Here is a 26,373-nt window from a genome sequence, read left to right on the forward strand (position 1 = left end):
CGGCATGGCCACCCCCACCTCACGCACCCTCCCCCTCACCGCCACCCTCCTCACCGGCACCGTCGCCCTCTACATCGCCCTCGTCGCCTTCGGGAACATCACGGACTTCGGCACCAACCAGCAGTTCGTGCGGCATGTCCTCGCGATGGACACCACCTTCAAGGACGACGACCTGATGTGGCGGGCCGTCACGAGCAAGGGCCTTCAGGACGCGGCCTACATCGCCATCATCGCCTGGGAGGCCATCGCCGCCCTCGTCCTCGTCTACGGGACCTGGCTCTGGGCCCGTCGCGACCACCCCCGCGCCCGGCGGATCTCCACTTACGGTCTGCTGATGGTCATGCTGCTGTTCGGCGCCGGGTTCATCGCCATCGGCGGTGAGTGGTTCTCGATGTGGCAGTCGCAGGACTGGAACGGGCTGGAGGCGGCGACCCGGGTGTTCCTGCTGAGCGGGGTCGTGCTGCTGGTCGTCCACCTGCCGTTCGGACAGACCGGATCCGCTGCTTGACCAGGGCCGCCCTCGTGCCCGCCGTTCCTCACTCGAGCACCGGCAGCAACTCCGGCAGATGGCCGTCCGAAGCCGCGGCCGCCCGCTGCCGCTCCTGCGGCACTTCCCCGTACAACGTCGTCCGCGGCTTCGCCGGGCGTCCCGCCGCCTCGGCCACCGCGATCAGGTCCTTGACGGACTTGTAGGAGCCGTACGACGAGCCCGCCATGCGGGAGATGGTCTCCTCCATGAGGGTGCCGCCCAGGTCGTTCGCGCCCGAGCGGAGCATCTCCGCCGCGCCTTCGCTCCCCAACTTCACCCAGCTGGTCTGGATGTTGGGGATGTGCGGGTGCAGCAGAAGGCGGGCCATCGCCACGACCGCGCGGTTGTCGCGGGTCGTCGGGCCCGGGCGCGCGATGCCGGCCAGGTAGACCGGGGCGTTGGTGTGGATGAAGGGGAGGGTCACGAACTCGGTGAAGCCGCCGGTCTGTTGCTGGATGCGGGAGAGCGTGCGGAAGTGGCCGAGCCAGTGGCGGGGCTGGTCCACATGCCCGTACATCATGGTGGAGGAGGAGCGGATGCCCAGTTCGTGGGCGGTCGTGACGACCTCGATCCACGTGGCCGCGGGCAGCTTGCCCTTCGTCAGGACCCAGCGCACCTCGTCGTCGAGGATCTCCGCCGCCGTGCCCGGGATCGTGTCCAGGCCGGCCTCCTTCGCGGCGGTCAGCCACTCGCGGATCGACAGGCCGGTGCGGGTCGCGCCGTTCACCACCTCCATCGGGGAGAAGGCGTGCACGTGCATGCCGGGAACCCTGGATTTCACCGCCTTCGCGATGTCGAAGTAGGCGGTGCCGGGCAGGTCGGGGTGGATGCCGCCCTGCATGCAGACCTCGACCGCGCCGACGTCCCAGGCCTGGGCGGCACGGTCCGCCACCTGCTCAAGCGACAGCGTGTAGGCGTCCGCGTCCGTGCGGCGCTGGGCGAAGGCGCAGAAACGGCAGCCGGTGTAGCAGACGTTCGTGAAGTTGATGTTCCTCGTGACGATGTACGTGACGTCGTCGCCGACCGCCGACTTGCGGACGTCGTCCGCGATCCGGCAGAGCGCGTCGAGCGCCGGGCCGTCGGCGTGCAGCAGCGCGAGCGCCTCGTCGTCGGTCAGCCGCGTGGGGTCGTCGGCGGCCGTCGCGAGCGCCGCGCGTACGTCCGTGTCGATGCGGGAGGGCACCATCCCGGGCGCCGCGGCCTCGCGGAGCGCCTCCCAGTCGCCGTAGACGGCGTCGAAGTCCTCCCGGCGGTCGCCGGTGCGGCCCTCGGTGTCGATCGACACGTGCAGGTCGGTGCGGCCGGAGGAGGTGAAGGCCTCCTCCGGCTCCTGCCAGGGGTGCCCCTCGACCACCGCGTCCTCGCGGGCGAGGCCCGTCTCGGGGTCCGCCAGCGCGCGCACGTGCGGCAGCAGCCGCGGGTCCAGCCAGGGCTCGCCGCGCTGCACGAACTCGGGGTAGACGCAGAGCCGTTCGCGCAGTTCGAAGCCCGCGGCGGCCGACTCCGAGGTGAGCAGCTCGATCTGCGGCCAGGGCCGCTCCGGGTTCACGTGGTCGATGGTCAGCGGCGAGACCCCGCCCCAGTCGTCGATGCCCGCGCCGATGAGCCGCCCGTACTCACTGTCGACCAGGTTCGGCGGCGCCTGGAGGCAGGCCGCCGGGCCCATGATGTGCCGCGCCACCGCGACCGTGGCCACCAGCTCGTCCAGCTCCGCGTCCGGCATCCCGCGCATCGCGGTGTCCGGCTTGGCGCGGAAGTTCTGGATGATGAGTTCCTGGATGCCGTGGTACGACCGCGACACGCGGCGGAGCGCGAAGAGGGACTCGGCGCGCTCCTCGTACGTCTCGCCGATCCCGATCAGCAGGCCGCTGGTGAACGGGACGGAGGAACGGCCCGCGTCCTCGAGAACCCGCAGCCGTACAGCGGGCTCCTTGTCGGGCGACCCGTAGTGCGGCCCGCCCGGCTCGGACCACAACCGGGTGGCCGTGGTCTCCAGCATCATGCCCATGCTCGGCGCGACGGGCTTGAGCCGCTGGAAGTCGGTCCACGACATCACGCCGGGGTTGAGGTGAGGAAGCAGCCCCGTCTCCTCCAGGATGCGGATGGAGATGGCCCGTACGTAAGCGATCGTGTCGTCGTACCCGTGCGCGTCCAGCCACTCGCGGGCTTCGGGCCAGCGGTCCTCGGGCTTGTCGCCGAGGGTGATCAGAGCTTCCTTGCAGCCGAGTTCGGACCCCCGGCGGGCGATGTCGAGGACTTCGTCGGGGGACATGAACATCCCGTGGCCCGCCCGGCGCAGCTTGCCGGGGACCGTGACGAAGGTGCAGTAGTGGCACTTGTCCCGGCAGAGCCGGGTCAGCGGGATGAAGACGCTCTTCGAGTACGTGATGACGCCGGCGCGGCCCGCCGCCTCGAGTCCCGCGTCCCGCACCCGGGCGGCGGACGCGGCGAGGTCGTCGAGGTCCGCGCCGCGCGCCTGCAACAGCACCGCCGCCTCGGTGACGTCGAGCGCGACGCCGTCCCGCGCACGCTTGAGCGCGCGTCGCATGGAGTTCGCCGTCGGCCCGGTTCCGGGAGTCGCGGAAGTCGTCATCCTTCGAGCATACGATCGCGTTGATCAGGCGTTCCAAGGCGTGGTCGTATTCCTCGCACCCGGCGGATCGTTACACAGTGGTACTGGTACCGGGTGAGCCGGTCCGGCAGCGCGTCGCGGCGGGGAGGAGCAGTCGGGCCTCCGCACAAGGCACAAACCGCAGCCGCGGGTTCAGCGTGAGCCGCGGCCGCCGGTCCCGTGCAAGCCGCCGGTCCCGTGCAAGCCGCCGGTTCCGCGCAAGCCGCCGATTCCCTTCCCGTGCACCGGCGTTCACGGCCGAATACCAGGGTTGTACGTGTCACATCCTCCCCCGACCATGTCATGTCACTGTCACGCTCAACACCTGGGAGCAGCAGCATGTGCGAGGACGACCACGGAAACGGGATGGCCAGACGCGCCCTGTTCGTGACGGGTGCCGCCGTCGCGCTTACGTTGGGAAGCGTGAGCTTCTCCAACGGCCCCGCAGCCGAAGCGGCAAGCAACCAAGAGACGAAGACGGTACGCGGCACCCTTCCCGTCGGGTCGCCGGACTTCGTGTACCTCCCGGTCGAAGTCCCGCACGGCGTACGGGAGATCAAGGTCGCGTACACCTACGAGAAGCCGTCCGTGCCGGCCGGCACCATGGGCAACGCCCTCGACATCGGCATCTTCGACGAGCGCGGCACCGAGCTGGGCGGCCGGGGCTTCCGCGGCTGGTCGGGCGGGGCGCGCACGGAGTTCTTCCTCCGCGGCGACGACGCGACCCCCGGCTACCTCCCCGGCCCGATCCGCCCCGGCACCTGGCACATCGCGCTGGGCCCGTACACGGTGGCGCCGCAGGGACTGCCGTACGAGATCACGATCACACTCACCTACGGGGAGCCCGGTGTCGTCGCGCAGCCGACGTACCCGCCCTCGCGGGCGAAGGGCCGCGGCCGCGACTGGTACCGCGGCGACTGCCATCTGCACTCCTGGTACTCGGACGGCCGCCGCACCCCCGCCGAGATCGCGGCGCTGGCCCGCGCGGCAGGGCTGGACTTCATCAACACCTCCGAGCACAACACCCACTCCTCGCACGCGCACTGGGCGGACCAGGCGGGCGACGACCTCCTGATCATGCTCGGCGAGGAGGTCACGACGCGGAACGGCCACGTGGTGGCCCTCGGCACGGACCCCGGCACCTTCGTCGACTGGCGCTACCGGGCCCGCGACAACCGCTTCGGCAAGTACGCGCGCCAGATCCGCCGCGCCGGGGGCCTGGTCGTCCCCGCCCACCCGCACGCCACCTGCATCGGCTGCGGCTGGAAGTTCGGCTTCGGGGAGGCGGACGCGGTCGAGGTGTGGAACGGCCCGTTCACCCCCGACGACGAGGTGTCCCTCGCCGAGTGGGACAACACGCTGGTCGCCGCCGTGCGCTCCGGCCACGACTGGATCCCGGCGATGGGCAACAGCGACGCGCACCGCGATCCCGACCCGGTCGGCACCCCTCAGACGGTCGTCCTCGCCGACGACCTGACCCGCGAGGCCATCCAGGCCGGCATCCGCGCGGGCCGCTCCTACGTGGCCGAGTCGAAGCTGGTCTCCCTCACCTTCACGGCATCCGGCCCCAAGGGCGAACACGCGGGCATCGGCGAACGCCTCCGCGTGGACAAGGACACCCCGGTCACCATCCGCCTGGAGGCCACCGGCGTCCCCCGCTGCACGATCCGCTTCGTCACCGACCAGGGCGTCCTGTTCACGAGCGCGCCAGTGCCGGTCTCCGGCTCAGGCACGGCCGAGTGGCAGACGACGGCGGCGTACGCGGCGTACGTACGCGCGGAACTGCGCCACGAGGTGGCGGTGGGGCCGCTGCCGGGCGCGTTGGCGGCGTTCACGAATCCGATTTTCCTGGGGACGCCCGGGGAGCAGGAGTAGAACTCGAGCGCGGCGTCTCGCCCCCACGCCCGGTCGGCCGAGCGGCCGCGGACGGTGGGCGGGCGCTCGGGCTTCCGGCGTCCGCGGGTTCGGGCAAGGAGTGAGGTCGCACGGCTTCCGATGCGGAGCCATGGCGGCGCAGGAGGTGTCAGCGGTCGGCGATGTCCTCGCGGAGGCCGTCGGAGAACTCCCACCACGACAAAGGAAGCCAGTCGCCGTTGACGAATGCGTCGACAGTCGCGCCTCGACCGCGGACAGTCACGGTCGTCCCTGGCGGGTAAGTGGTACCGGAGAGCCCTGGTACGGGGACAAGCAGGGTTCCCAGTCGCTGTGCTGGCACGTTACGCCCTCCCTCTCCGGGAATTCCTCGGTACGGCGATGGCTGTTTATTCAACCTGAGATTACCGGGTTGTCCTATCGAGCAGGCCGGAGAATCATGAGAGATAGGTCACGCGGCAAAAGTGGGGCGGGGAGCGTGGCGAATAGAGCACGTGCGTCACCGAGCGGAGGTGGCAGCCATGAAGGCCGTCGTTTACAAAGGACCGTTCACCGTTGCGGTCGAAGAAGTTGAAAAGCCCAGCATCCAGCATCCGAACGATGTGATCGTACGGGTCACTTCCACCGCGATATGCGGCTCCGATCTGCACATGTACGAGGGCCGCACCGCTGCGGAGCCCGGCATTGTCTTCGGCCACGAGAACATGGGAATCGTCGAGGAACTCGGCCAGGGCGTCACCGGGCTCAAGGAGGGCGACCGTGTGGTCATGCCCTTCAATGTCGCCTGCGGTTTCTGCACCAACTGCGTCGAGCGATTCACCGGATTCTGTCTGACCGTCAATCCCGGCTTCGCGGGCGGAGCTTACGGCTATGTCGCCATGGGGCCCTGGAAGGGTGGCCAGGCCGAATATCTGCGCGTTCCCTACGCCGACTTCAACTGCCTGAAGCTGCCGGAGGGAAACGAGCACGAGAGCGATTTCATATTGCTCGCCGACATCTTCCCCACTGGCTACCACGGCTGCGAACTCGCCCAGGTCCGCCCTGGCGAGAGCGTCGCGGTGTACGGAGGAGGGCCCGTCGGCCTCATGGCCGCCTACTCGGCTCTGCTCCGCGGTGCGAAGAAGGTGTTCGTGGTGGACCGGGTCCCCGAGCGGCTGCAGAAGGCCGAGGAGATAGGCGCGGTTCCGATCAACTTCGCCGAGGGCGACCCGGTCGAGCAGATCAAGGAGCAGACCGAGGGCATCGGCACGGACAAGGGCGTCGACGCCGTCGGCTACCAGGCGATGGCGCACGGCACGGACCGCGAGGAACCGGCGACCGTCCTGAACTCGCTCGTCGGCACGGTCCGGGCCACTGGAGCGCTCGGCATACCAGGCCTCTACGTCCCGTCCGACCCCGGCGGCCCGGACGATCAGGCCAAACACGGCATGCTCCTCGTCTCGATCGGCAAGCTCTTCGAGAAGGGCCTGCGGCTGGGTACGGGACAGTGCAACGTGAAGCGCTACAACCGTTACCTGCGAGACATGATCATCGAGGGCAGGGCGAAGCCCAGCTTCGTCGTCTCCCACGAACTGCCCCTGGATCAGGCGCCGTCGGGCTACGACAAGTTCGACAAGCGCATCGAGGGCTACACCAAGGTGGTGCTGCACCCGTAGGACCGGTAAGTCACTGCGGCCGTGCCCTCGCCCCGGCGGGGGCACGGCCGTGCGGGCCCGGCGGCCGACGCCCTGGTGGGCCGGGGCACCGGTGGGTGGAAGCGGGCGGCTCCCACAGCCATCCGGAACCCCTGCCCTACTCGGGCGCCGTGTTCGAGAGCCGGTCCAGCCACTCGGAGAGCAGGGCGCCCTCGGCGGGAGTGAAGGCCGGGCTGGGGGCCTGGCGGAGGAGGGCGCCGAGCTGGGTCGCTGTGGCGGGGACGCCGGTTTCGGCCGGCGTGGCCGTGGACGGCGTACGGGATTCCGTCACGTCCGGAGTGAAGACCACCGCATGTACGGCGTCCCGTACCCGGCGGGAGACCGTCCTGTCGGTGAAGGTCGCCGGGCGGGAGACCAGCATCAGGGCGACGCCGACGTTGGCGGACATGATGATCTGGGCGGCCAGTTCCGGGGCGAGGCACAACTTGCCCTGTTCTGCGGCCCGTTGGAGGTCCGCGGTGAGGATCTGGTGGGACTCCAGGGCCGCGGCCGGCGGTGTGCGCATGGCCGGGGAGTTCATGAGGCGGTAGAGGTTGGGGTTCTGGAGGGCGAACTCGGTGTGGGTGTCCCAGCCGTCGCGCAGGTCCTGGACCGGGTCCGTGCCGGGGCGGCGTTCGCGCTTCGTGGCCAGGTACTTCTCCCAGCCGTGGTCGACGACGGCCGACAGCAGGCCCTCCTTGTCCCCGAAGTGGCGGTAGAGCGCCGGGGCACCGACCCCGGCGGCCTCGCAGACCGCCCGGGTCGAGACGTCCCCGTTCGGGGACTCTGCGACCAGGGCGGCCGCCACTTCGAGAATCCGCGCCTTCGTACTCACGGGAGCGACGCTATCCGAGGTCATGCGGCTGGTCATACGGCTGGTCCTGTGCCTGGCCATACCGCTGCTGGTCATACGGCCGTCTCGTGCGGGGCGAGGAGGTCCTCCAGGCCGATCCTCGTCAGGAATTCCGCCCGGATGCGGTCCGCGACCCGGCTGACCTCCTCGGAGCCGTCGTTCGCCGGGTCGACGTGGACCCGGAAGGGCCGCTTCCCGTGCGGGGTGTCGACGACCTCGACGATCGCGTCGGCCACGAGGGACACGTCCGCGTCGGCGGGCGCGAGGGCCGCCAGGCGCTGGGCGACCTGGTCCATCAGGCCCGCGTAGCGCTCCTCGTACGCCGGGATCACGGTTTGTTCGGAGGGGTGACCGCCCGTGGCGAAGTGGTTCGTGCCGGAGGTGAAGGCGCCCGGCACCACGATGGTCGTCTCGATGTCGAAGCGGGCCAGCTCGGCGGCGTACGACACGGCGAGCGCGTCCATCGCGGCCTTGGCGGCGAAGTACGGCGCGAGGTACGGCGGCGTGCCGCCCCTGCTGGACGTGGAGCCGACCCACAGCACCAGGCCGTGCCGCCGCGCGCGCAGGTGCGGCAGCGCGGCTCGGTTGACTCGCTGGGTGCCGAGCACGTTGGTGTCGTAGACCGCGGCCAGTTCCTCGGGGGTGAAGGCCTCGGTCGGGCCGGTCACCATGTGGCCCGCGTTGTGGACGACGACGTCCAGCGAGCCCGTCTGCGCCAGCACGGTGTCGACGGCGGCGTTCGCCGACTCCTGGGAGAGGACGTCCAGTTCGACCGTACGCAGTTCCACTCCGTGCTCGGCGGCGTACGCCTCGGCCTCCGCGACCCGGGACGCGTTACGGCCCGCCGTGTCGCGCATCGCCGCGTAGACCGTGTGCCCGGCGTGGGCGAGTGTGCGGGCGGACAGGGCACCGAAGCCGGAACCGGCGCCGGTGATGAGGATCGTCTTGCCTGTGACAGACATGGTTGAACTCCTTGGACGAGGAAGGGAGAGGGGAGTCAGGCAATGCCGCCGTTGGCCCGGACCACCTGGCCGTTGACCCAGCGCCCGGCCGGTCCGGCCAGGAAGGCGACGACCCCGGCGATGTCCTCGGGCGTGCCGAGGCGCTCCAGCGGCGGCTGGGCGGCCATCCGCGCGATGGTCTCCTCGTCCTTGCCGTCCAGGAACAGGGCGGTGGCGGTCGGCCCGGGGGCCACGGCGTTGACGGTGACGTCCCGGCCGCGCATCTCGCGGGCCAGGATCAGGGTCATGGCCTCGACGGCGCCCTTGGTGGCGGCGTACGCGCTGTAGCCGGGGATGGCCAGCGCCAGCACGGAGCTGGAGAAGTTGATGATCGCGCCGCCCGCGCGCAGCCGGCGCGCGGCCTGCTGGTCGACGACGAACGTGCCGCGGATGTTGGTGCGGTGCATCCGGTCGAGGGCGTCGAGGTCGAGGTCGACGAGCGGGGCCAGGGCCATGACGCCCGCCGCGTGCACGACGACGTCGACCCCGCCGTACGCGGACTCGGCCGCGTCGAAGAGGGCGGCCACCTCGGTCTCGTCGGCCACGTCGGCCCGGACGGCGATCGCCCGGCCGCCGGCCTCGGTGATCGCGGCGACGGCCTTGCCCGCCTCGGCCTCGTTGCCCGCGTAGTTCACCACGACGGCGTAGCCCTCGGCGGCGAGTCGCTCGGCGGTTTCCCGGCCGATGCCGCGGGATCCGCCGGTGACGACGGCCACGCGGGGGGAGGTGTTCGACGGCTCGTACTGCTCGGTCATGGCGTTGCTCCTTGTCACTGCTGGGGTAGCGGTGATTCGCTCCCTGCCAAAAACAACGCTAACACCAATACGGTAGCGCCGCTACCCTCGGCCGTAACATCGCTACGCCCGGCCCACCGGGCCCGTGTAATTTCAGTGGCGACGCGCAGGAGAGGCGGCCCCCATATGACGCGCTACGCCGAGCTCAAGTACCGGATGGTCACGCCGTTCCAGCGGCGCATCGGTAACCCGGTCCTTCGCCGTCTGCCGATTCAGACCGTTCTGGAGACCACGGGGCGGAAGTCCGGGCTGCCCCGCCGTACGCCGGTGGGCGGCCGTCGTGTCGGCGACTCCTTCTGGCTGGTCTCCGAGTACGGCGAGAGGTCCCAGTACGTGCGGAACATTCGTGCGGACGCGCGGGTTCGCGTCCGCATCAGGGGGCGCTGGCACAGCGGCACGGCCCACCTTCTCCCGGACGACGACGCCCGGGCGCGCCTGAAGACGCTGCCCCGCCTGAACAGCGCGGCTGTCCGGGCGGTGGGGGGTCGGCTGCTTACGGTGCGGGTGGACTTGGAGGACTGAGGTTTTTCGCCCCCGCCGCCCCTGCCCGTCCCGTACCTGGGGGCTGCCGCCCCAGACCCCCGCGAAAAGATTGCGCAGTTCCCCGCGCCCCTTTTCAGGGGCGCGGGGAACTGCGCGAACGGGGTCTGGGGCGGAGCCCCAGGGGACGGGAATGGGCAGGGGCGGCGGGGGCGAAAGAAATCACCCAGGCCAAACGATCGCCTGCACCTCGCTGTACGCGTGCAGCGCGTACGAGCCCACGTCCCTCCCCACCCCGCTCTTCTTGAAGCCGCCGAAGGGGGCCTCCATGTTGCGGCCGACGGTGTTCACGCCCACCCCGCCGGCGCGGAGGCGACGGGCGACGCGGAAGGCGCGGGCGACGTCGCCGGACCAGACGTAGTCGATCAGGCCGTAGTCGCTGTCGTTCGCGAGGGCGACGGCCTCCTCCTCGTCCCCGAAGGGGACGACCACGACGACCGGGCCGAAGATCTCCTCGCGGACCACCCGCATGTCGGGGGTGCAGTCGGCGAGGAGGGTGGGGGCGACGTAGAAGCCGCGTTCGAGGGCGGGGCGCCCGCCACCCGTGACGACCCGTGCCCCTTCCTTCCGCCCCAGCTCGACATACGACTCGACGCGGTCCCGGTGGGCGGAGGAGATGACGGGCCCCACCACCGTCCCCTGCTCCCGCGGGTCGCCCACCTTCAAGTACCCGGCGTAAGCGGCCAGTTGCTCCACCAGGCGGTCATGCACGCCCCGTTGCACCAGCACCCGGGTCGGCGCCGTACAGATCTGCCCGCTGTAGAACGAGAACGTCGTGCCGATCCCCGACACCGCCGACTCCAGATCGGCGTCGTCGAAGACGACCGCCGCGCCCTTGCCGCCCAGTTCCATCAGCTGCCGTTTCATCCCACGGCCGCACACCTCGGCGATCCGCTGCCCGACGGCCGTGGATCCGGTGAAGCTCACCATGTCCACGTCGGCGCAGTCCACCGCGGCCTCGCCCACCTCCGGGCGCGAGCCGCTCACCACGTTGACGACCCCCGGCGGCGCGCCCGCCGCCTCCAGCGCCTCCGCCATGCGGTACACGGACAGCGGGTCCTGCGGGGCCGGCTTCACCACCACCGTGTTGCCCATCGCCAGCGCGGGGGCGATCTTGCCGGCCGGGTTCGCCCAGGGATTGTTGTACGAGGTGATGCAGGTGACGACGCCGACGGGCTGGCGTACGGCCAGCGCGCCCATCACGGCCGCCTTGCCGAAAGGGCCGGCCTCGTTGATCTGCGGCGGCAGCGGCTGCTCTACGGGCTCGACCTTCGCGTAGCGCCGGAAGCGGGCCACCCCGACGCCCACCTGCATTCCGCGAGCCGTCCCCGTCGTCGCGCCGCTCTCCGCCTGGGCGAGGTCGGCGTACGGGACGAAGTTGCGCTGGATGATGTCCGCCGCCCGGCCGAGGACGGCGGCGCGCTCGTCGGCGGGCGTGCGCGACCACGTCTCGAAGGCCTCGCGGGCCGCGGCCGCCGCCGCGTGCACCTGCTCCCGCGAGGCCTCCGGCGCCCGCCCGACGACGCCCTCGGTCGCCGGGTCGATCACCTCGTAGAACCCGTTCTCGGGCGCCACCCACGACCCGCCGATGAACAACCACTGCTCGTCACCGCTCACTTGGTGCTCACCGTCCGCGTGTCCCGCCCGGAGCGCAGCACCTTCCCGGGCACCGCCCCCGTCACCACATCCCGCCGTAGCGCCTCGACCCCGTTGACCCACACGGCGCTCACCCCGATCGCCTTCGAGTCGAGGCGCGGACTGTCTCCCGGCAGGTCGTGCACCAGGGTGGCCTTCCCGGCGTCGATCCGTTCCGGGTCGAAGAGCACGAGGTCCGCATGCCACCCCACCTCGATCCGTCCGCGCTCGCGCAGCCCGAACAGCCGCGCCGGATCATCCGTCAGCATCTGCACGGCCCGCTCCAGCGTCACCAGCTTGCGCCCGCGCAGGCAGTCGCCGATGAAGCGGGTGGTGTACGGGGCTCCGCACATGCGGTCCAGATGGGCGCCCGCGTCGGAGCCGCCGAGCATGACGTCCTGGTGCTGCCAGGTCTCGGCGCGCAGGGCCCAGGAGTCGGGGTCGTTGTCGGTGGGCATGGGCCAAAGGACCGTACGCAGGTCGTCGCTCGCGCAGATGTCGACCAGGCACTCGAACGGTTCCTGGCCGCGCTCGGCGGCGATGTCGTTCACGACCCGCCCGGTCAGCCCCTCGTTCGCCGCGCTGTAGGTGTCCCCGATGACGTACCGCCCGAAGTTGGCCAGGCGCCGGAAGACGCCCGCCTCCTTGGAGTCCGCGCGCCGCAGCATCTCGGCGCGTACATCCGGATCACGCAGCCGAGCGATCCGCTCGGGCACGGGCAGCCCCAGGATCGGCCCCCAGCCGGGGATCAGGTTCAGCGCGCAGAAGGTGCCCAGCGACATGTTCATCGGCGTGAGGATCGGCATGGTGAGCGCGACGATGCGGCCGCCGGCCTTGCGGGCGCGCTCGCTCGCCTCCAGCTGGCGGGGGACGCGCTCGGGGACGGCGGCGTCGATCGTCAGGACGTTCCAGTTGAGCGGGCGGCCGGCCGCCGTGCTCATCTCCACGAACAGGTCGATCTCGGCGTCGCTGAACTGGTCGAGGCAGCCGGCCACGATCGCCTCGATCTGGGTGCCCTCGTGCTCCCCCACGGCCTTCGACAGGGCCAGCAGCTCGGCGGGCTTCGCGTGCCGGGAGGCGACCGGCTTGCCGTCGCCGTCGGAGTGCGTGGAGGACTGGGTGGTGGACAGGCCCCAGGCCCCGGCGTCCATCGCCTGGTGGAAGAGGGCGAGCATCTGCGACAACTGTTCCTCGGTGGGCTGCCCGCCCACCGCGTCCGGGCCCATCACATACCGGCGCAGCGCGCAGTGCCCCACCATGAAGCCCGCGTTGACGGCGATCCGCCCCTCCAGGGCGTCCAGGTACTCCCCGAAGGTGTGCCAGTTCCAGGGCGCGCCCTCCTCCAGGGCGACCAGGGACATGCCCTCGACCTTGGACATCATGCGGCGCGTGTAGTCGGCGTCCTCGGGCCGCGCGGGGTTGAGCGGGGCGAGGGTGAAGCCGCAGTTGCCGCCCGCGACCGTGGTGACCCCGTGGTTCAGGGACGGGGTCGCGTACGGGTCCCAGAAGAGCTGGGCGTCGTAGTGCGTGTGCGGGTCGACGAAGCCGGGGGCGAGGACGAGCCCGGCCGCGTCCTCGGTCGTACGGGACGACTCGGTGACCGTACCGATCACGGCGATACGACCGTCCCGTATCCCCACGTCGGCGGTGTACGCGGGCGCGCCCGTCCCGTCCACGACGGTCGCGCCCTTGATCAGGTGGTCGAGCATCGCGGCGGAACCCCCTAAGCGGCCTGGCGGAACCGGGTCGTCCGATGCACCGGATCCGTGTCGATCTTCGGAATCACGTGCTCGCCGATCAGCTTGATCGTCTGCAGCGTGTACTCGGGCGGGACCCCGACCGGCAGGCCGAAGGAGAGCTGGTCGGCGCCCGCCTGCTCCCAGCGCTTGCACTGGGTGAGCACCTCGTCCGGATCGCCGCAGATCAACAGCTCTTCCTCGATGAGGAGTTCGACGAACTCCTCGTTGTACTCGGGGAGCGTCTCGGGCCAGACGGGGAAGCCCTCGGGGCGCGGGAAGGTGTCGTGGTAGCGGAAGACGAGGGAGGGCAGATAGTGCAGCCCGCCGCCGACCGCGATCCGGATGGCCTCCTCGTGCGTCGGCGCGCAGATCGCGGTCGTCGTCACCATCACGTTGTCGTTGACGAAGTCTCCGATCGGCTCGGCGTTCACGACCGCCGTCTTGTACTGCTCGAGGACCCACTCCATGTCGGAGACCTTCTGCACGCTGAAGCCGAGCACCCCGAGGCCCTTGCGGGCGGCCATGGCGTACGAGGGCGGCGACCCGGCGGCGTACCACATGGCGGGGTGCGACTTGCCGTACGGCTTGGGCAGCACCTTGCGCGGCGGGAGCTGCCAGTGCTTGCCCTTGAACCCGACGTACTCCTCCTGGAGCCACATCTTCGGGAACTCGGCGATGGTCTCTTCCCAGATTTCCTTGGTGTAGTTCATGTCGGTGATGCCGGGGAGGAAGCCGAGGATCTCGTGCGAGCCGGCGCCGCGGCCGCTGCCGAACTCGAAGCGGTTCTCGGAGAGATGGTCGAGCATGGCGACCTTCTCGGCGACCTTCACCGGGTGGTTGACCTGGGCGAGCGGGTTGAAGATCCCGGAGCCGAGGTGGATGCGGTCGGTCGCGTGCGCCAGATAGCCGAGGTAGACGTCGTTGGCCGAGAGGTGCGAGTACTCCTCCAGGAAGTGGTGCTCCGACGCCCAGGCGTACTTGAAGCCGGACTTGTCCGCCTGGATGACGTACTCGGTCTCCTCCATCAGCGCCTTGTGCTCCGCGAGCGGATCGGTCTCGGCCCGCTTGCCCACGTATCCCTGTACAAAGAGCCCGAATTCCAAGGAGGTTCACCGTCCCCAGTCCCTATGTTTCTGACGTACCGTCAGATTTACCTGTTCGCCGACTGTGGCACCGCCCGCATGGACCGTCAATACCTGACAAGGAGTCAGATGACGGAGACTCCCGCCAGCCACCCCCCGTCGATCACGAACGGCTGCCCGGTGATGTAGGACGAGTCGTCGGACGTGAGGAAGAGGGCGAGCCGCGCTACCTCCTCCGGCCTCCCGATCCGCCCCAGCGGCACGAGCTTGCTGTACAGCTCGTCGAGGGCCCGGGAGGTCTCCGTCGCGTCCGCGTGCGGGTCCAGCTGGGCCGGGTTGGACATCGCGGTGTCGATGGCGCCCGGACACATGGCGTTGACCCTTATGTTCTGGTGCGCCAGCTCCATCGCCGCGACCCGGGTGAGCCCGAGGATGGCGTGCTTGGTCGCCGCGTACGTGCCCACCGCCGCCATCCCGGTCATCGCGGTGTACGAGGCCGTGTTGACGACGGTTCCCCCGCCGGCCGCCGCGATACGCGGCGCCGCGGCCTTGATGCCGAGGAAGCAGCCGACCTGGTTGACGTGCACGACCTGCATGAACTCGTCGAGGGGCGTGTCGACGAGGGAGTTGAAGCGCAGGATGCCGGCGTTGTTGACCAGCCCGTCGATACGGCCGTACGTCTTCTCGACGGCCGCCACGGCGGAGCTCCAGTCGCTCTCTTGACTCACGTCGAGGTGGACGTACAGCGCGCCCAATTCCTTGGCGACGGCCTCGCCCTGATCGTCGAGCACATCGGCGACGACGACCTTGGCGCCCTCCTCGGCGAACAGCCGTGCCTCCTGCTCGCCCTGCCCGCGCGACGCACCGGTGATGAGGACGACGCGTCCGTCCAGCTTGCCCATGCCCTGACTCCCTAGTTGAGGTGAGGCGCGACGTCCGCGCCGAACGCCGCGATCTGGTCGGTGAGTTCGCCGCGGCCCCTGCTGCGGAACCGCACCTGTATCTGGTGCACGCCCATCGCGCGGTACGCCCGCAGCGACTCGGCGAGTGCTTCCGGCGCCCCGTGCAGCGTGCGCCGCCCGACGTCCCAGCCGGGCTCACCGACGTAGAGGGGCTCGGTGATCGCGCCGACGACGATGGGCTCGGTGATCCCCGCGTCGTCCCTGATCCGGCGCAGCTTGGCGATCTGCTCCGGCAGCCGGTCGCGCGGATCCCCCTGCGGCAGCCAGCCGTCGCCCCGGAGCGCGGCGCGACGCACGGCGGCGGGCGAGGACCCGCCGACCCACACGGGCACCCGCTCCTGCGCGGGCCGCGGCCGCTGCCCGAGCCCCTCGAAGTCGTACAACTTGCCGTGGTGAACGGGGAACTCCTCCGGTCCGAGCGCGGCGCGCAGCGCGTCGATGGACTCGTCGAGGACCGCCCCGCGCCGCTCGAAGTCGGCCCCGACCGCCTCGAACTCCTCCTGTACATGTCCGGCGCCGACCCCGAGGATCAGGCGCCCCCCGCTCAGGTGGTCGAGGGTCGCGTACTGCTTGGCCGTGATGAGCGGATGCCGCAGACCGACGATCGCGACGTGGCTGAGCAGCCGTACGCGCTCGGTGACGCCCGCCAGGTAGGCGAGGGTGGCGACGGGGTCGTACCAGATGGTGCTCATCGCGGGGGCCAGGCGCCTCGGGATGGCGACGTGGTCGCAGCTCGCGAGGTACGCGAAGCCGGAGCGGTCGGCGGCGCGGGCGATCTCGACGAGGTCGTCGGGGCCGGCGGCGGCTTCCCAGGGTTCCGCGTAGATGGTGCTCTGGGACTGGACGGGGAGCTGGATGCCGTAGGAGAGGCGTTCCTCGGACGGGACGGGCACGACGACCCCCTTGCCTGACCGACGGCCGCCCGACTGACGAACCGTCAGATTGAATGGGACTCGCACATAGTCGTCGCTGACGCCGCGTCAGACAAGGGGAAGCCCCGGCGGAACATGTCCGCCGGGGCTGTTGCCCGGGACAGGGTGCGTGGGCTGTGCGTCAGCGGGCGAAGCCGTAGCCGAACCAGGCGTCGGTGACGGGCGCGCCGATGTCGGCGGGCCCGAAGGAGACCGAGCCGGAGGCGGTCGGGCCGGTGCTGGTGGAGCGGAAGGCCCAGACGGCGCCGTCGTAGGTGTTCTCGCCGTGCGCGGCGACGTACAGCTCGGCACGGCCGTCGTGGTTGGCGTCGGCCAGCGCGGTGTGCCCGCCGAAGAGGTCGCCCTTCTCGGCGGTGCCGGGCACACCCGTGGTGTTCTGGCTGAAGGACACGGCGCCGCTGCCGGTGAGGCCGGACGCTCCGCCGCGCAGCACGGCCACGCCGCCCGCCTCGGCGACCGTGCCGATGTCCTCACCCGGGGAGCCGACGGCCACGTCCGCGTACCCGTCGCCGTTGGCGTCCCCGATGGAGATGCCCAGGCCGAAGTCGTCGCCATACTCGGACACTCCGGGCACGCCCGCCGTGTCCTGGTTGATCACCGTCGTACGGGAGGTGTCGGGCCCGCTCGCCGAGCCGTACACCACGCCGACTTGCCCGCCGAGGAGCGTCGGTTCGACGGATCGCTCACCCTGGCCGTCGACAGGGCGTCCGACGACCAGGTCGGCGTACCCGTCCTTGTTCACGTCGCCGATGCCGAGGCTGGAGCCGCCGGGCATGTTGGTGCCGTCGGACCGCTTCAGGACGACCGGGTCGCTCAGCCCCTGCTTGGTGCCGTGGAGGTAGGCGATGCGATAGGCGGCGCCCGGCGGCCCCTCCTCGGTGGGGGTGTGGACGAGCCCGACGAGGTCGGTGATGCCGTCGTGGTCGACGTCCCCGGCGGCGACGTCGTCGATGGTGAAGCCGGCGTCTTCATAGCTGAGGTCGAAGGCGATGTCCGCGGTCGCCGCGGCACCGGCGGTGCGGGTGAACGGACCGGTCAGCAGGTGGTTGTCCGTGGCCACGTCGAGTCGGCCGTCGCCGTTGAAGTCGCCGACGGTGGCGTGCCGGGGCTTGACCTGGTCGAGCATGGAGCCGGTCGCCACGACCTTGCCGCCGGACAGACCCGTCTTCCCGCCCCAGACGACGGTCAGGGTGCCCGCCTCCTGCACGGACCCGACGTCCTCGCTCGGGGCGCCGACGACCAGGTCCGTATACCCGTCGCCGTCCAGGTCGCCGAGGGACAGGCCCCAGCCGAACCAGTCGCCGGTCTCGGCGGCGCCGGGTATGCCGGCCGTGTTCTGGCTGATGACCTGCCGGTGCTTGGTGTCCAGCCCCTGCGAGGAGCCGTACACGACGCTCACGTATCCGGCACGGGCGTACCCGCCGACCGTGCCCCAGGGGGCGGCGACGGCGAGGTCCGTGTACCCGTCGCCGTTGAAGTCGGCGCGCACGCTCGTCGCCCCGGCGCTCGCCGTACCGGCCGCGTGCGCGCTCACCGGGCCGACAACGGCTCCGGCGACGGCCACGGCGGCCACGAGTCCGAGGCGAGAACGAAACTTGCGTCTTCTCATGTGGAACCCAACTCCCGCGCTGAAAGTGCAGCTGCCCGACGGAGGAGTCAAGATCCTCACTCCGCCGCCAGTACGACTCCAGTGGTGGTGGCAGGGTTGCCCTGGAAGACGGCGGGAGTTCCCGAATCGTTAACCGGCGCCTCCCCGGGGCCACAGCCCGTCCTCCGTGAGCCCCAGCAGATCGATCGCGTTGCGCCGTACGATCCGGTCGACCACGTCTGCGTCGAGGTGGCCCATCTGGGCCTCACCGACCTCCCTGGACTTGGGCCAGGTCGAGTCGGAGTGCGGGTAGTCGGTCTCGTAGAGGACGTTGGCGACCCCGATGGCGTCGAGATTCTTCAGGCCGAAGGCGTCGTCGAAGAAGCAGCCGTAGACGTGCTCGGCGAAGAGCTCGGACGGCGGCCGGTGGACCTTGTCGGCGACGCCGCCCCAGCCGCGGTTCTCCTCCCACACCACGTCGGCGCGCTCAAGGATGTACGGGATCCACCCGATCTGCCCCTCCGCGTACATCACCTTCAGGTTCGAAAAGCGCTCGAACTTGCCGCTCATCAGCCAGTCGACCATCGAGAAGCAGCAGTTGGCGAAGGTGATGGTGGAGCCGACGGCGGGCGGGGCGTCGGCGGAGGTCGACGGCATGCGGCTGGACGAGCCGATGTGCATGGCGATGACCGTGCCGGTCTCGTCGCACGCGGCGAGGAAGGGGTCCCACTCGTCGGTGTGGATGGAGGGCAGCCCCAGATGGGGCGGAATCTCGGAGAAGGCCACCGCGCGTACGCCACGGGCGGCATTGCGCCGTACTTCCTCCGCCGCAAGTTCGGGGTCCCACAGGGGGATGAGCGTGAGCGGTATGAGCCGGCCGTGGGCCTGGGGCCCGCACCACTCCTCCACCATCCAGTCGTTGTAGGCCTTCACCCCGAGAAGGCCCAGCTCACGGTCCTTGGCCTCGGTGAACGTCTGACCGCAAAAGCGCGGAAAGGTGGGGAAGCAGAGGGCGGACTGGACATGGTTGACGTCCATGTCGGCCAGACGCTGGGGGACGTCGTACGACCCCGGCCGCATCTGCTCGTACGTGATGACTTCGAGGCGTATCTCGTCCCTGTCGTATCCGACGGCGGTGTCGAGGCGGGTGAGCGGCCGGTGGAGGTCTTCGTACACCCACCAGTCGCCGATGGGGCCGTCGTCGCCCGGGCTGCCCATGACGGGTGCGAACTTCCCTCCCAGGAAGGTCATTTCCTTCAGGGGCGCGCGGACGATGCGGGGCCCGGTGTCCTGGTACTTCGCCGGCAGCCGGTCGCGCCAGACGTCGGGGGGCTCCACCGTGTGGTCGTCCACCGAGATGATCTTCGGGAAGGTCCGGGATGTCTCCATGAGGTTCACGGTAGCGCTGATCTGACGGTCCGTCAGCTAACCTGCCGGCACCTCCGGGTCGAGTGAATCCGCGCCAACGTGTGGGGAGACGTTGTGAGGGCCTTGTGGTGTACCGTGCGGCGCCCTGTGATCGAGGTCTCCCACAGCTGACGCATCCGCCATGAACAAGGCAAACTGGCCTCGTTGTACTGACGGTTCGGCAGGGGGACAGCGATGGACGGTGTGCCGCGAGTACCGGAGCAGCGGCGTCCCGAGGAATCGGCGGCGTTGCGCTTCAGCGTGCTCGGCCCGGTGCGCGCCTGGCGCGAGGACGAACCCCTGCCGGCGGGGTCCCCCCAACAACGCGCCCTGCTGGCGGCGCTACTCCTGCGAGAGGGCCGCACGGCGACGGCGTCCGAGCTCATCGACGCCCTGTGGGGCGACGAGCCACCGTCCCAGGCGCTGGCCGCCGTACGCACCTACGCGTCCCGGCTCAGGAAGGCACTGGGCCCCGAGGTCCTGGTCAGCGAGTCGGGCGGTTACGCGATCCGCTCGCTCGGGGAGGGCGCGCTGGACCTGGCCCGGGCCCAGGAGCTGGCGGCGGACGCCGAGAAGGCGCGCGGCACCGGCGACCTCTGCCGAGCCCGCGAGCTGCTTCGGGACGCGCTCGGCCACTGGGACGGGGAGCCGCTGGCGAGCATCCCCGGCCCGTACGCGGAGACGCAGCGCGCGCGCCTGGAGGAGTGGCGACTGCAACTGCTCGAGTCCCGTCTCGACATGGACCTGGAGCAGGGCTGCCACGCGGAGGCGGTCTCCGAGCTGACGGCCCTGACCGCCGCGCACCCCCTCCGGGAGCGGCTGCGCGAACTCCTGATGCTGGCGCTGTACCGCTCCGGCCGCCAGGCGGAGGCCCTGGCGGTGTACGCGGACACGCGGCGCCTGCTGGCCGACGAGCTGGGAGTGGACCCGCGGGCGGGCCTGAAAGAACTCCAGCAGCGCATCCTCCAGGCGGACCCGGGCCTCGCGGAACCGTCGGCTCCGGCGGCGGAGCCCGCGGCGGCGCCAGTGCGTCCCGCCCAACTTCCGGCCACCGTCACGGACTTCACGGGCCGTTCCTCCTTCGTCCAGGAGCTGAGCGCCGTCCTGGCCTCCGCCTCCTCGGCGGAGGGCCGGGTGATGGCGGTTTCGGCGCTGGCGGGGATCGGCGGCGTGGGCAAGACGACCCTCGCGGTACATGTGGCACACCAGGCGCGCGGGGCCTTCCCGGACGGGCAGCTGTACGTGGACCTGCAGGGCGCGGGGGCGCGGGCGGCGGAGCCGGAGACGGTGCTGGGAGCCTTCCTCCGGGCCCTGGGTACGGCGGACTCGGCGATCCCCGACTCCCTGGAGGAACGCTCGGCCCTGTACCGCTCGGTCCTGGACGGCCGCCGGGTCCTGGTCCTGCTGGACAACGCGCGGGATGCCGCACAGGTGCGTCCGCTGCTTCCCGGCACCGAGGGCTGCGCAGCGCTGGTGACGTCGCGGGTGCGGATGGTGGACCTGGCCGGGGCCCACTTGGTGGACCTGGACGTGATGAGCCCGGAGGAGGCCCTCCAGCTCTTCACGAAGATCGTGGGCGAGGAGCGGGTGGCGTCCGAACGGGAGGCCGCGCTGGACGTGGTGGCGGCGTGCGGCTTCCTGCCCCTGGCGATCCGCATCGCCGCGTCGCGACTGGCCGCCCGTCGCACATGGACGGTGTCCGTCCTGGCGGCAAAGCTCGCCGACGAACGCCGCCGACTGGACGAACTCCAGGCGGGCGACCTGGCCGTCAAGGCCACCTTCGAACTGGGCTACGGCCAACTGGAGCCGGCCCAGGCCCGGGCATTCCGCCTGCTGGGCCTGGCGGACGGCCCGGACATCTCCCTGGCCGCCGCGGCCGCGGTCCTGGACCTCCCGGTCGAGGACACCGAGGACCTCCTGGAGTCCCTCGTCGACACCTCCCTGCTGGAGTCCGCGGCGCCCGGTCGGTACCGGTACCACGACCTCGTCCGGCTCTACGCGCGTGCGTGCGCGGAGCGGGATGAGCAGCCGCCCAGTGAGCGGGATGCGGCCATGTCTCGGTTGCTGGACTTTTACTTGGCGACGACTGCCGGGGTCTATGAGATCGACCGGCCCGGAGACCGGCTGGTGGATCACCTCGAGGTCACGGAATATCCGGGCCTCGTGTTCGTGGATCGGCACCAGGCTCAGGACTGGCTGTATGCCGAGGCGGTCTGCACGTTGGCCTGCGTACGGCAGTCGATGGGCCCGCTATCCCTGGCACGGGCCGTCGATCTCCTGTGGGCGGCCTGCGACCTGGCCGAATCAGGGGCGAACTCCAAGGAGTACGAGGCCATTGCCGAAGCCGCACGCACCGCAGCGCAGAAGATCGCGGCCCCGCGCGCCGAGGCCCGGGCTCTCACGACCCTGTCCTTCGTGCACCACATCACCGGACGCTTCGACTCGGCCGACCAAGCAGCCACGCGCGCCCTGGAACTGGCCCTCGCCACCGGTGACCCCCTGACCAGCTGCTGGTCGTCCAACATCCTCGGTGTGATCGCGCTGTACCAGAACCGGCACGAGGACGGAGAGGCGCACCTGACCCGCGCCATCGAGAACTTCCGCGCCTGCGAGGACCGCCCGGGCGAGGCAAGCGCTCTGTGCAATCTGTCCCGCATTCACCTCGCCGCCGGACGCACCGCGAGCGCGGTGGCTCTGGCCCAGCAGGGCACGGCCATGTACGACGACATGGGCCACGCGCTGAAGGGAGCCAACGGCCGGTACGCCCTGGGGCTCGCGCTCACGCAGAGCGGTCAGCTCTCCCAGGCTGTCGACCGCCTGCAGGAGGCCCTCGAAGTGTTCCGGGACAGTCGCCAACGGCTCTGGGAAGGCATGACCCTTTTCCGTCTCGCCGAGGCCGACCTCACCGCCCGGCGTCCCGCACAGGCCGCCGCGAACGCCGAGTTGGCGCTGACCGTTCTCCGCGGGATCGGCGGCGAGTGGCGACGCGGCAACGTTCTCACTGTGCTCGGTCGGGCCCTGAGCGGCATCGGGCAGATCGGTCGTGCGCAGGTCTGCTGGCGGGAAGCCCTGGATATCTTCGAGGCTTTGGGCGCACCTGAGGCCGCTGAGGTGCGAACTCTCCTCAAGCCACTCGCCGTCGCCTGAGCGCGCGCCTGCACGTTCATCGTTCGTTTATCGCCACCCGGCACTCTCAGGCGTGTCGATCCGTCGCGTCGGGGGGCAGACGGGATGACAAACGGCCGCGCCTTTAAGGTGAATCGGCCCAGAAGTGCCCGTCCGGCGACCCTCGGGGGAGTTGCCGGGCGGGCCCTTCCCGACTACCGCAACCGCACCGATGAAGAACTGCCAGGGGAGCCAGTCATGAGCGACACCAACAGCACCGACAACGTCCACGCCACCGACGAGCCGACGGCCACCACGGACAACGTGCACGCCACCACCGAGCCTCTCACCGGCAAGAACCCGATCGCCCCCGGCGAAGAGACCGGCGACGCGTCCACGGACAACGTCCACGCGACGGACGAGCCGGCCTAACCAGACCACACCACACGGGGATCGGCCGCGGCGGCGCGGAGGGGGAGCCGTCGCGGCCGATGTGTGTCCGGTGCATGGCTCAGGTCATTCGGTGGCGCGAACTGTTCGATCCGCTCGAACTATGACCCCCCTGGCGCTACCGGCACTTGACGTTCGGAAGTTCAACTTTCTCGTAGGAGTCAGCGTGACTCGCGCCAAGAAGGCCCTGATTACCGTCGCCATTGCCGTCGCCGCAGCGGGCGGGGCGTCGGTCCCCGCATTCGCCGACAGCCATATCACGGTCACACCGAATGACAGCCACATCACGGTCACACCGGACGACAGCCACATCACCGGCGTCGCGGAGTAGCTCCAAAGCGAACCAGCCAGTTCACCGCGCAAGGGGCCGAGCACAAGCTCGGCCCTTTCGTCCGTCCCTCTACCGGAAACGCGCCCGCTCCCTCGGTCCACTCCGTCAAACGGCCACGGAGATCCGACAACCGCACGACAGTAGGGGCGGCTGAGCGGAATTCCGCTGACACGATGCGGTGATCCGTGGCGGCTTCGCGGGCGTATGGGCTGCATGGCAGAGGTGGGCGAGGATGCGGAATCACCTCGCCTGGCTGCCACTGGAAGCCCTGCCGGACCGCCGCCTACCGGAGCCGGCCGCAAACAAGCCCCTTCCCCTCATTCAGGAGTGAGGGATTGGCAGATTTGGGCCAGCCGCATCGCCGTTTCGCCAGGAAACAGTCGTCCCCGTTGGCCCAAATCTGCCAATCCCTCCTTCATCTACCCGAGGGGTGCGGTTATCCACAGGGCCGAGGTGGTACGGCGCGGGTTCGGGATGCTGAGGGGGTGGAGCGACTGGAGTTGGGCGTGCTGGCCGAGCGGGGGGTGCTGCTCACCTCGCGTGCCCAAGCGGCCGGTTGGGCGCGGAGGTCCCTGCTCCGGGCGCTCGGGGATGAGGGGTGGACCCGGATCCAGGCTGGGGCCTGGGTCGAGCCGGGGCGGGAGGCGGATCTCTCCGCTCGGCTGCGGGCTGTGCAGTTGCTCAAGCCGAGGCTCGTCGTGAGTCACCGTTCGGCGGCCGCGCTGTGGGGAATTGAGACGCTCGGGCTGGTAGCCGCCGAGGGGCCCTTGGAGTTCGTCGATCCCGAGCTCGGCCTCCGATGCGAGGGGAAGGGCCTGGTCGTGCACCGTATGGCCCTGGGAGAGGGAGACGTGGTCCGGCGGGACGGGCTGCGGGTCACGTGTGTCGGGCGTACGCTCGCTGATCTCCTCCGGAGCGGGGCGCGGGACGATGCGATCGTCGCCGTGGAGTCGGCCCTCACCTGGCGGCGCGTCGGCGGCATCCGCCGCGCGCCCCTCGCGACCACTTCCCTCATCGCGCTCGCGCTCGAAGCTCCCGCACGCGGCGCGGAAATTGCCCGCCGCCAGCTGAGGCTCGCCGACCGGAGCTCCGGTTCGCCCGCCGAGACCATCGCCCGCCTGCGCTTCCACGACGCGGGCCTGCACCCCGAGAGCCAGGCCGAACTACGTACGCCCGACGGCCGCCGTCGCTACCTGGACTTCCTCTTCCGGGCCGAGGGCCTGGCCGTCGAGATCGAGGGGTATGCCTTCCACGGCACCCGGGAGTCACATCGGCGGGACATCGACCGCTTCAACCAGGTCCTCCAGTGCCCGGAGGTCCGGCTCCTCCTCCGCTTCACCGCGTTGGACGTCTTCAACCGTCCCGAGGTGGTGATCGGGGAGATCCGCGCCGCTCTGTCCAAGCTGCGCGGCACGCTCCGGCAGCCAACCCCAGCGCCGGCGCCTCGGCCACCGGCGCCGCGTACACCAGGGGGAACGGGATGTGCGAGTACCAGCGCGCCTGAGCCACCGTGATCACCGCGCCGGTGGAATACAGCACCCGGGCGATCCGGCGGCGACTCCGACGACCGGTACGAGCAGGCCGACCACGAGACCCAGCGCCCCCGCGGCCGTGGCCGTACCCGGCCACGTCCCCCTCAGCGCCCCCGCAACTCCCCCTTGACCACCTTCCCGCTCGCATTCCGCGGCAGCTCCCCCACGAACTCCACCACCCGCGGCACCTTGTAATTCGCCATCTCGCGCCGCGACCAGGCGATGAGGTCGTCGGCGGTCAACACCGCCCCCGCCCGGCGGACCACGTACGCCTTGCCCACCTCCCCCAGCCGCCCGTCCGGAACGCCGATCACCGCCACGTCGGCCACATCCGGGTGCAGGCCCAGCAGTTGCTCTATCTCCGCGGGGTACGCGTTGAAGCCGCCGACGATGAACATGTCCTTGATGCGGTCCGTGATGCGGAGGTTGCCGGCGTCGTCCAGGACGCCGACGTCGCCCGTGCGCAGCCAGCCGTCGGCGTCGAGGACGGCCGCCGTGGCCTCCGGGTCCTCGAAGTAGCCCTGCATGACGTTGAAGCCGCGGACCAGGACCTCACCGGGTGAGCCGGCCCCGAGGGGCGCCCCCGTCGCGTCCACCACCCGTACCTCCGTGTCCGGGATCGCCCGCCCGGAGGTCGAGGCGATCACCGGTGGCGCGTCTCCCCGGCGGCACATCGTGACGATGCCGCTCGCCTCGGAGAGGCCGTACGCCGTCAGCACCGTGTCCACGCCGAGTTCCGAACGCAGGCGTTCCACCAGGCGCAGCGGCACCACCGCCGCGCCCGTCACCACCAGGCGCAGGGCCGAGAGGTCGTGCGCGTCCCGGGAGGGGTGGTCCAACAGCGACTGGTGGAGGGTCGGCGGGCCCGGCAGGACGGAGATGCGTTCCGAGGCGACATTCGCCAGCACCGTGTCCACGTTGAACACCGGCTGCGGGATCATCGTCGCGCCGCGCATCAGGCAGGCCACGATGCCCGCCTTGTAGCCGAAGGTGTGGAAGAAGGGGTTCACGATCAGGTAGCGGTCCCCCTCACGGAGGCCCGCGAGGTCGCTCCAGATCTCGTAGCCGCGGAGCGTCTGCGCGTGGGTGATCAGCGCGCCCTTCGGGCGGCCCGTGGTCCCGGACGTGAAGATGATGTCCGAGGGAGCAGAGCCTGAGAGGGTGTCCGCCCGTTGCCGTACGTCCGCCGCTCCCACGCCCTCCCCGTCCGCCAGGAAGTCCTTCCAGGTACGGAAGTCGGCGGGGGCGTCGTCCGAGAGCACCACCACCTGCTCCAGGTGCGGAAGGCCGGGCAGCGGGCCGGCGGAACCGGGACCCTCTCCGCACGCCCGCCGCAGCGACGCCACGTACGACGTCCCCAGGAAGGTTCCCGTCACGAACAGCAGTTTCGCGCGGCTGCGGGACAGGACGTACGCCGCCTCCGTGCCTTTGAAGCGGGTATTGAGAGGGACCAGGACCGCTCCCGCCGACACCGCGCCGAGTGCGGAGACGATCCAGTCGAGGGTGTTCGGGGCCCAGATGGCGACCCGGTCGCCCCGTCGTACGCCGCTCGCCATACAGGCCGCCGCCGCGCGCTCCACGCGGGCGCCCAAATCGGCGTACGAGATGGGGGTACGGCCCTCGACGACCGCCTCGCGGTCCGCGAAGCGCGTCGCCGCCGAGCGCACCAGCCCCGGGATGCTGCCCCACTCCAGGTCCCCGCGCATCGCACGCCTCCCCATGACCGACGAACCACTA

At 70.6% G+C, this 26,373-nt stretch carries 21 protein-coding genes and 1 pseudogene; 8 read left to right on the forward strand and 14 right to left on the reverse strand.

From position 1 onward, the window contains the following. Positions 1–4: 4 nt before the first annotated feature. Positions 5–508 (forward strand): DUF2165 domain-containing protein, encoded by a 504-nt coding sequence (locus AB5J53_RS21595; RefSeq protein WP_369247310.1) that lies wholly within the window; start codon positions 5–7, stop codon positions 506–508. Positions 509–536: 28 nt separating this feature from the next. On the opposite strand, the gene AB5J53_RS21600 is transcribed toward AB5J53_RS21595, so the two are convergent. After that, complete coding sequence (locus tag AB5J53_RS21600; RefSeq protein WP_369247311.1) at positions 537–3,122, reverse strand: bifunctional FO biosynthesis protein CofGH; 2,586 nt, start codon at positions 3,120–3,122, stop codon at positions 537–539. A gap of 357 nt (positions 3,123–3,479) precedes the next feature. Between AB5J53_RS21600 and AB5J53_RS21605 the strand changes: the two genes are divergently transcribed. Then, entirely contained in the window at positions 3,480–5,015 is a 1,536-nt protein-coding gene (locus tag AB5J53_RS21605; RefSeq protein WP_369247312.1) for a CehA/McbA family metallohydrolase, read from the forward strand. A gap of 148 nt (positions 5,016–5,163) precedes the next feature. On the opposite strand, the gene AB5J53_RS21610 is transcribed toward AB5J53_RS21605, so the two are convergent. Then, a complete protein-coding gene (locus AB5J53_RS21610) occupies positions 5,164–5,355 on the reverse strand; it encodes a hypothetical protein (RefSeq protein WP_369247313.1) in 192 nt (63 codons plus the stop codon). Between the two features lie 178 nt (positions 5,356–5,533). Between AB5J53_RS21610 and AB5J53_RS21615 the strand changes: the two genes are divergently transcribed. After that, positions 5,534–6,667 carry a glutathione-independent formaldehyde dehydrogenase gene (locus tag AB5J53_RS21615; protein WP_369247314.1) on the forward strand — a complete coding sequence of 378 codons (1,134 nt, stop codon included), beginning with the start codon at positions 5,534–5,536 and terminating at the stop codon, positions 6,665–6,667. 136 nt (positions 6,668–6,803) lie between these two features. On the opposite strand, the gene AB5J53_RS21620 is transcribed toward AB5J53_RS21615, so the two are convergent. Genes AB5J53_RS21620 through AB5J53_RS21630 form a run of 3 tightly spaced genes read right to left on the reverse strand, consistent with a single transcriptional unit; the run spans position 6,804 to position 9,294 of the window. Then, positions 6,804–7,544, reverse strand: a complete 741-nt coding sequence (locus tag AB5J53_RS21620) for a TetR/AcrR family transcriptional regulator (RefSeq protein ID WP_369247315.1) — start codon at positions 7,542–7,544, stop codon at positions 6,804–6,806. Between the two features lie 47 nt (positions 7,545–7,591). After that, complete coding sequence (locus AB5J53_RS21625) at positions 7,592–8,500, reverse strand: SDR family NAD(P)-dependent oxidoreductase (RefSeq protein WP_369247316.1); 909 nt, start codon at positions 8,498–8,500, stop codon at positions 7,592–7,594. Between the two features lie 35 nt (positions 8,501–8,535). Then, the gene (locus tag AB5J53_RS21630; RefSeq protein ID WP_369247317.1) at positions 8,536–9,294 is read right to left on the reverse strand and encodes an SDR family oxidoreductase; all 759 of its coding nucleotides are present in this window, start codon (positions 9,292–9,294) and stop codon (positions 8,536–8,538) included. 165 nt (positions 9,295–9,459) lie between these two features. Here AB5J53_RS21630 and AB5J53_RS21635 point away from each other — a divergent pair, with 165 nt between their 5' ends. Beyond that, positions 9,460–9,855: a nitroreductase/quinone reductase family protein gene (locus AB5J53_RS21635; protein ID WP_369247318.1), complete on the forward strand. Its 396-nt coding sequence runs from the start codon at positions 9,460–9,462 to the stop codon at positions 9,853–9,855. Between the two features lie 180 nt (positions 9,856–10,035). Here the strand turns inward: AB5J53_RS21635 and AB5J53_RS21640 are convergent, their stop codons facing one another. The 7 genes from AB5J53_RS21640 to AB5J53_RS21670 all read right to left on the reverse strand — a co-directional run bounded on the left by AB5J53_RS21640 (position 10,036) and on the right by AB5J53_RS21670 (position 19,200). After that, on the reverse strand, positions 10,036–11,490 hold the full coding sequence (locus AB5J53_RS21640; RefSeq protein ID WP_369247319.1) for an aldehyde dehydrogenase family protein: 1,455 nt from the start codon (positions 11,488–11,490) through the stop codon (positions 10,036–10,038). Beyond that, on the reverse strand, positions 11,487–13,217 hold the full coding sequence (locus tag AB5J53_RS21645; RefSeq protein ID WP_369247320.1) for an amidohydrolase family protein: 1,731 nt from the start codon (positions 13,215–13,217) through the stop codon (positions 11,487–11,489). Before AB5J53_RS21645 ends, AB5J53_RS21640 begins: the two co-directional genes overlap by 4 nt. Positions 13,218–13,231: 14 nt before the next feature. Continuing rightward, a complete protein-coding gene (locus AB5J53_RS21650) occupies positions 13,232–14,350 on the reverse strand; it encodes an LLM class flavin-dependent oxidoreductase (protein WP_189186287.1) in 1,119 nt (372 codons plus the stop codon). Between the two features lie 104 nt (positions 14,351–14,454). Further along, positions 14,455–15,231 (reverse strand): SDR family NAD(P)-dependent oxidoreductase, encoded by a 777-nt coding sequence (locus tag AB5J53_RS21655; RefSeq protein WP_369247321.1) that lies wholly within the window; start codon positions 15,229–15,231, stop codon positions 14,455–14,457. An 11-nt stretch (positions 15,232–15,242) separates the two neighbouring features. Next, a complete protein-coding gene (locus tag AB5J53_RS21660; protein ID WP_369247322.1) occupies positions 15,243–16,184 on the reverse strand; it encodes an LLM class F420-dependent oxidoreductase in 942 nt (313 codons plus the stop codon). A gap of 160 nt (positions 16,185–16,344) precedes the next feature. Continuing rightward, a complete protein-coding gene (locus tag AB5J53_RS21665; RefSeq protein ID WP_369247323.1) occupies positions 16,345–17,832 on the reverse strand; it encodes a VCBS repeat-containing protein in 1,488 nt (495 codons plus the stop codon). A gap of 129 nt (positions 17,833–17,961) precedes the next feature. Continuing rightward, positions 17,962–19,200, reverse strand: a complete 1,239-nt coding sequence (locus AB5J53_RS21670) for an amidohydrolase family protein (RefSeq protein ID WP_369247324.1) — start codon at positions 19,198–19,200, stop codon at positions 17,962–17,964. A 213-nt stretch (positions 19,201–19,413) separates the two neighbouring features. Between AB5J53_RS21670 and AB5J53_RS21675 the strand changes: the two genes are divergently transcribed. From AB5J53_RS21675 to AB5J53_RS21690, 4 genes are all read left to right on the forward strand, one after another. Then, positions 19,414–22,365, forward strand: a complete 2,952-nt coding sequence (locus tag AB5J53_RS21675) for a BTAD domain-containing putative transcriptional regulator (protein WP_369247325.1) — start codon at positions 19,414–19,416, stop codon at positions 22,363–22,365. A gap of 216 nt (positions 22,366–22,581) precedes the next feature. Beyond that, positions 22,582–22,755 (forward strand): hypothetical protein, encoded by a 174-nt coding sequence (locus AB5J53_RS21680; RefSeq protein WP_369247326.1) that lies wholly within the window; start codon positions 22,582–22,584, stop codon positions 22,753–22,755. Positions 22,756–22,939: 184 nt separating this feature from the next. Further along, positions 22,940–23,104 carry a hypothetical protein gene (locus AB5J53_RS21685; protein WP_369247327.1) on the forward strand — a complete coding sequence of 55 codons (165 nt, stop codon included), beginning with the start codon at positions 22,940–22,942 and terminating at the stop codon, positions 23,102–23,104. A gap of 485 nt (positions 23,105–23,589) precedes the next feature. Next, complete coding sequence (locus AB5J53_RS21690) at positions 23,590–24,618, forward strand: hypothetical protein (RefSeq protein ID WP_369247328.1); 1,029 nt, start codon at positions 23,590–23,592, stop codon at positions 24,616–24,618. Here the strand turns inward: AB5J53_RS21690 and AB5J53_RS21695 are convergent. Continuing rightward, a pseudogene (locus AB5J53_RS21695) lies at positions 24,536–24,726 on the reverse strand (DoxX family protein); the annotation flags it as partial. The gene AB5J53_RS21690 and the pseudogene AB5J53_RS21695 overlap by 83 nt on opposite strands. A gap of 14 nt (positions 24,727–24,740) precedes the next feature. After that, on the reverse strand, positions 24,741–26,342 hold the full coding sequence (locus AB5J53_RS21700; RefSeq protein ID WP_369247329.1) for a FadD3 family acyl-CoA ligase: 1,602 nt from the start codon (positions 26,340–26,342) through the stop codon (positions 24,741–24,743). Positions 26,343–26,373: the final 31 nt, after the last annotated feature.

Origin of the sequence: Streptomyces sp. R41 (assembly GCF_041053055.1) — a bacterium.
Lineage (GTDB): Bacteria > Actinomycetota > Actinomycetes > Streptomycetales > Streptomycetaceae > Streptomyces.

Coding starts and splice junctions, on each gene's coding strand:
- AB5J53_RS21595 (WP_369247310.1), top strand. CDS start 5: ATGGCCACCCCCACCTCACGCACCCTCCCCCTCACCGCCACCCTCCTC.
- AB5J53_RS21600 (WP_369247311.1), bottom strand. CDS start 3,122: ATGACGACTTCCGCGACTCCCGGAACCGGGCCGACGGCGAACTCCATG.
- AB5J53_RS21605 (WP_369247312.1), top strand. CDS start 3,480: ATGTGCGAGGACGACCACGGAAACGGGATGGCCAGACGCGCCCTGTTC.
- AB5J53_RS21615 (WP_369247314.1), top strand. CDS start 5,534: ATGAAGGCCGTCGTTTACAAAGGACCGTTCACCGTTGCGGTCGAAGAA.
- AB5J53_RS21620 (WP_369247315.1), bottom strand. CDS start 7,544: ATGACCTCGGATAGCGTCGCTCCCGTGAGTACGAAGGCGCGGATTCTC.
- AB5J53_RS21625 (WP_369247316.1), bottom strand. CDS start 8,500: ATGTCTGTCACAGGCAAGACGATCCTCATCACCGGCGCCGGTTCCGGC.
- AB5J53_RS21630 (WP_369247317.1), bottom strand. CDS start 9,294: ATGACCGAGCAGTACGAGCCGTCGAACACCTCCCCCCGCGTGGCCGTC.
- AB5J53_RS21635 (WP_369247318.1), top strand. CDS start 9,460: ATGACGCGCTACGCCGAGCTCAAGTACCGGATGGTCACGCCGTTCCAG.
- AB5J53_RS21645 (WP_369247320.1), bottom strand. CDS start 13,217: ATGCTCGACCACCTGATCAAGGGCGCGACCGTCGTGGACGGGACGGGC.
- AB5J53_RS21655 (WP_369247321.1), bottom strand. CDS start 15,231: ATGGGCAAGCTGGACGGACGCGTCGTCCTCATCACCGGTGCGTCGCGC.
- AB5J53_RS21665 (WP_369247323.1), bottom strand. CDS start 17,832: ATGAGAAGACGCAAGTTTCGTTCTCGCCTCGGACTCGTGGCCGCCGTG.
- AB5J53_RS21670 (WP_369247324.1), bottom strand. CDS start 19,200: ATGGAGACATCCCGGACCTTCCCGAAGATCATCTCGGTGGACGACCAC.
- AB5J53_RS21675 (WP_369247325.1), top strand. CDS start 19,414: ATGGACGGTGTGCCGCGAGTACCGGAGCAGCGGCGTCCCGAGGAATCG.
- AB5J53_RS21680 (WP_369247326.1), top strand. CDS start 22,582: ATGAGCGACACCAACAGCACCGACAACGTCCACGCCACCGACGAGCCG.
- AB5J53_RS21700 (WP_369247329.1), bottom strand. CDS start 26,342: ATGCGCGGGGACCTGGAGTGGGGCAGCATCCCGGGGCTGGTGCGCTCG.